Below are 4,738 nucleotides of genomic sequence, written 5' to 3'. Positions count from 1 at the left end.
TGACGCCGCCAGATACGCGCAAAATCTCGTCTTACATACCCAATTTGCGCGTTACTGGCGCTCTGGATACTGATATTTTTTGGTCTTGCGAGTTGTTCAGAACTTCCCTAGGGCCAGGGCGCAGGGCCAGGATTGACCTCGCATCATCTGATGGACGATGAGTTGTTTCAGGTGGCCTCGCCCTCCTTGCAGGAAGTCGCCGCACTGGGCACGCCGGCGCAGATTGCGCAATTGCCGCTGCTGAGCGACATGTCGCCACAGGGCTGGCGCGACTGGTTCCGCGCCGCGCAGGTACCCGGCACCACGCTGCCGCCGATACACACCGTCAACGACAGCACCGACGCAATGCGCACTGCTGTCTATGGCCTGGGCTAGGTGCTGGCACGCAAGCACATCGCGCAACTGTATCTAAGAGCGGCTAACAAAACTACTGCGCGGCCGCCGGGCGGGCGCGGGCGGTGCTCGGAATCGGCATGTACCACTCGTACACTCCGGTTCTGAGCGCGCCGCCCGCAGCCACCTAACGACCGCTCGTTACGTTTTGTTAGCCGCTCTAAAGCGTTACGAACTGGTGCGCCTGCCCGGCCCCACCCTCAAGGCACGCTACGCCTACTACATCGTGCATCCCAGCCACCGCGTCCCAAGCCCTGCGGCAACCGCCTTTATCGACTGGCTAAAACGCGAAACACTGGACGAACGCACGCCGATGCCGGCGCTGCCGGCCGAGTTGGTTGTGTTGCCGGAAAGCGAGACCTTGAGTGAGCCGCGTGTAAGTCGACGATCGCGCAAAGCATCGACGTCGCAATGAGGTTGCGAAGGACTCTCCGGATTTGCATGCATCCGCCAAAGACTCCTTCTTCCTCGGGGAGAAGACGCCCCCCAAGAGGCGAACGAAGCGGCTGTTCCTTCTCACTCCGAGAGAAGGTGCCCCAAAGGGGCGGATGAGGGTACGAGCGAAGCCTGGTGGAGTTTGAGTGCAAGTGTGGCTTCGCCTCGTACCCTCACCCCACCCCCTCTCCCGCAGGAGAGGGGCTTCATCTCGGGCGGGAACGTGCTCGATGGATAAGAACAGTCGATGGATCATCTGGCGCGCACCATCACCTCGTTTTTTCCTTTCGATGCCTAGACTTTACCTCCCCAACACCCAGGACTGCGCCCATGCCAACGCTTCGCATGCGTATCACCGGCACCGACGACGACGCGCGTGCCATCGCTAACCTGCTGCAAAGCATCGAGGGCATCGAGCACGTGGAAGAAGTCGACGACCTGATGCCGCATCTGGACGACGACGATTCCAGCTCGGCCGGTCTGTCCGACGACGAAGGTCCGGGCAGCCACGAGTTCGAAGTGGAAGCGGGCAACGAAGCCACCGCTCAGAAGGTCCGCGACGCGGTGCAGGAACTGGCGCTGCAGCTGGATGTGTTTGTCGAATACGAAGTGGACGAAGGCTGAGTACACAGTGATTACGACTGCGCGGCGATTGAATACGCGCGGTCGTCACTCAGCGTTGTTGCATCACAGCATTCGCTGCGATTTCAGCGCGCCGCCTGCATTGGGCAGGCGGCGCGCCCACGCACTCTCGTTTTCTAAATAAAGCCGAGCACATGCAAGCTGGAGCAGCATCGCCGACCAGCTTGGCGACTTCACCGAGAATGCTGTGATGAGCGCAACAGCTTCTCAACTTCAGCGAGAAATGCTGCACCGCCGCGCACGCCAGCACCATGCCTGCAGCAGCAACCAACCGGCAATCAGCGCAACCACCGCCACCGGGTGGCAATGCCGCAACCGCGCGAATCACGAAGGCGACGCTGGACGCGAACACCTGGCCGAACTCGGCGCCCGCTTCTGCAATCTCGCCCCCGCCCTGCTCGCTGCCGATGCTGCGGACGTTGAGCGTCAGCAACTGCGTGCGTACACAGCGTTGTTGCTGTGCAGCGTTTTGCTGGTTCTGTTGCGCTTCGGCTTGGATGTGGGCAAGGCGTTTGGACAGTGCCAGCAGATCGGTCACCGCCAGATCGCGACGTTGCTGCAATTCGAGCAAGCGTGCGTGTTCTTTCTGCAGACGCGCCCGCGCCATGCCGGTGTCGGCGATCTACTGCGCCAGGTCTTCGGCACGCGTGCTGCGCGCGGCGACATCGCCGTGCTGGCCGGCAAGTTGCACCATCGGCTCGATGCCATCTGGCGCCACCCGCACGCTGACACTGCCGCTGGGGTCGCGCCCGCCCGTTTGTTCGACCGCCAGCAGCGCGCAGTCGCCGAACTGGGCCGCCTGGCAGGCATTGCGCACCGCCACGATGCGTTGGTCGATCTGATCGGCCGGCAGATTGATGCGCACATAGTGCTCATCCGCTAATGCGTTGCCCTGCGTTGCCCTGCGCGGCGGGCGGGCGGGCGGGCGGGCGGCGGGCGGCGGGCGGCGCTGGCGCGCAGCCGTCTGCCGCCATTTCCGCCGACGGCCGCGCACATCCACTCAACGCCCAGCCCAGCAGCAGCCCGACCGCGTAACGCTGCACGCCGCGCCTCATCGGCTGGCTCCATCAAGCGCGTGAACGCGCAGCGCTGCCAAATCCAGCTGCGGCAGACAGCGCACATTGACAGACACGCCGGCCTCGCCGGTCTTGGGATTCACGCACCCGCTGAATGGCGAAATGCCGCACTGCGGGCGATGCTGATGATCGATGTGCTGCTGATTGAAACGGTAGAGTCCCAGCGCGGCGGACTCCCCGTGCAGGCGCAATTGCGTGCGCCTACAGAACCACGGCAAGCCGCCGTCGCGCTGGCGCAACGCGCACGTGCAGTCGTGCGCCGCGGTGATCGGCGCGTCGGTTTCCAGATCGAACGCGATGGGTCCGCAATGACAACCACCGGCGTAGTGCATGGTGATCCTGCTTGAAAATGGTGATCCTGCTTGGAAGGGGCCACGCTAAACCAATGGCGGATGCGGACAAGCGCGCAGATGCCTATGCTGGCGGCTTGTTTCCATCAGGATCCACGATGCGTCAACGTCTGCTTGTCCTCGCCCTGCTCGCTGGCCTCAGCGCTTGCCAGCAGCAACCCGAATCACCGCGTGCCGGTAGCACCAACGCCGCCGCCCAGGCTGCGAAGACGCCGGATGCGCGCTTTGCGGCGCTGTCCAAGCGCGCGCTCGACACCTGGATGCAACTGTCGCCGGTCACCGCCACCCAGACCGGCGATCACCGCTTCGACGCGCAGATCGACGATCTGAGCACCGCCGGCCGCCAGCGCAGCCTGGATGCGGGCAAGCAACTGCTGGCGGACCTGGATGCCATCGAGGTGGCCAAGCTGTCGCGTGAGAACCAGGTCGATGCCGCGATCGTGCGCAACCAGCTCCAATCCGAAATCTGGAACACCTAGGTGCTGCAGAGCTGGGCCTGGGACCCGCAGGTCTACAACGGCCTGGCCGGTAGCGCACTGTACGGCCTGATGGCGCGCGAGTTCGCACCGCTGCCCGAGCGCCTGACCTCGGCCACCCAGCGCATGGAGAAGATTCCCGGCATCTTTGCGCAGGCGCGCGAGAACCTAGACCCGGCCCGCGTGCCGAAGATCCACGCCGAAACCGTGGCCAAACAGAACAAGGGCATCCTCAGTATCGTCGATACCTTCATCGCGCCCAATATCGGCCAGCTTGGCCCGATCGATGCGGCGCGCGCGCAGGCGGCCATCGACAAGCTGCGCAAGGCCGTTGCCGAGCAGCAGACCTGGCTGGACACCGTGCTGGTGCCCAATGCGAAGGGCGATTTCCGCGCCGGCGCGCAGATCTACGACCAGAAGCTGAAATTCGCGCTGCTGTCGTCGCTATCGCGCGCCGACATCAAACAACGTGCCGACTCTGAACTCAAGCGCGTACGCAGCGAGATGTACGGCATCGCGCGCACGGTGCTCAAGGACAAGCCCGGCGCACCGAAACTGCCCGAGGCCCCCAGCGACGATCAGCAGCAGGCGGCGATCGAAGCGGCGCTGGAACTGGCCTATGCCGACAAGCCGGCCCGCGACAAGGTGGTGGACGCTGCCAAGGCCGCACTGGCGCAGTCCACCGAGTTCGTGCGCCAGAAAGATCTGATGACCCTGCCCGATTCGCCGGTGGACATCATCCTGATGCCGGAATTCCAGCGCGGCGTGGCGGTGGCCTACTGCGATTCGCCCGGCCCGCTCGACAAGCATCTCAAGACCTTCTACGCGGTGTCGCCGATTCCGGATGATTGGAACGACCAGCAAGTCGATTCGTTCCTGCGCGAATACAACAGCCGCATGATCCATCTGCTCAGCATCCACGAGGGCACGCCGGGCCATTACCTGGAAGGCTGGAATTCGGCGAAGTTCCCCTCCACGCTGCGCGCGGTGCTGCGCTCGGGCATGTTTGCCGAAGGTTGGGCGGTCTACACCGAACGCATGATGCAGGAGCAGGGGTATCTGGATAACGACCAGTTATTCCACCTGGTGCAGCTCAAGTTCTACCTGCGCACCATTGCCAACGCCATCCTCGACCAGAGCGTTCATGTGGACGGCTGGGAGCGCAACAAGGCGATGCACCTGATGACCCACGACACCTTCCAGCAAGAAAGCGAAGCCTCGGGCAAGTGGGTGCGTGCGCAGCTGTCGTCCGCGCAGCTGCCGACCTACTTCGTCGGCGTGCAGGAACATCTGGATACGCGCAAGGCGGTGCAGGCCAAGCTGGGCGAGAAGTTCAACCTGAAGGCGTATCACGACCAGATGCTGT

2 protein-coding genes, 1 other RNA gene and 4 pseudogenes are annotated in these 4,738 nt (G+C 63.7%); 5 read left to right on the top strand and 2 right to left on the bottom strand.

Annotated elements, in window-relative coordinates:
- Positions 1-111 precede the first annotated feature (111 nt).
- The 4 genes and pseudogenes from XpopCFBP1817_RS12075 to XpopCFBP1817_RS12060 form a co-directional block, all read left to right on the top strand.
- Positions 112-372 (top strand): annotated as a pseudogene (locus XpopCFBP1817_RS12075) (LysR substrate-binding domain-containing protein); the annotation flags it as partial.
- 101 nt (positions 373-473) lie between these two features.
- Positions 474-550, top strand: a non-coding RNA gene (locus tag XpopCFBP1817_RS12070) — sX9 sRNA.
- A gap of 9 nt (positions 551-559) precedes the next feature.
- Positions 560-808, top strand: a pseudogene (locus tag XpopCFBP1817_RS12065) (LysR substrate-binding domain-containing protein); the annotation flags it as partial.
- 350 nt (positions 809-1,158) lie between these two features.
- Positions 1,159-1,452, top strand: coding sequence for a hypothetical protein (locus XpopCFBP1817_RS12060; RefSeq protein ID WP_023903350.1), 294 nt, complete (start codon positions 1,159-1,161; stop codon positions 1,450-1,452).
- A gap of 231 nt (positions 1,453-1,683) precedes the next feature.
- Here XpopCFBP1817_RS12060 and XpopCFBP1817_RS12055 read toward each other — a convergent pair.
- Positions 1,684-2,525 (bottom strand): annotated as a pseudogene (locus XpopCFBP1817_RS12055) (DUF4349 domain-containing protein).
- Positions 2,522-2,878: a GFA family protein gene (locus XpopCFBP1817_RS21875; RefSeq protein WP_128417314.1), complete on the bottom strand. Its 357-nt coding sequence runs from the start codon at positions 2,876-2,878 to the stop codon at positions 2,522-2,524. The pseudogene XpopCFBP1817_RS12055 and the gene XpopCFBP1817_RS21875 overlap by 4 nt, the downstream one beginning before the upstream one ends.
- A 116-nt stretch (positions 2,879-2,994) precedes the next feature.
- Here XpopCFBP1817_RS21875 and XpopCFBP1817_RS12045 point away from each other — a divergent pair.
- Positions 2,995-4,738, top strand: a pseudogene (locus tag XpopCFBP1817_RS12045) (DUF885 domain-containing protein); the annotation flags it as partial.

Origin of the sequence: Xanthomonas populi (assembly GCF_002940065.1) — a bacterium.
Classification (GTDB): Bacteria; Pseudomonadota; Gammaproteobacteria; order Xanthomonadales; family Xanthomonadaceae; genus Xanthomonas; species Xanthomonas populi.
The sequence above is the reverse complement of the archived record's forward strand: the minus strand, read 5'-3'. Positions and strand labels throughout refer to the sequence as shown.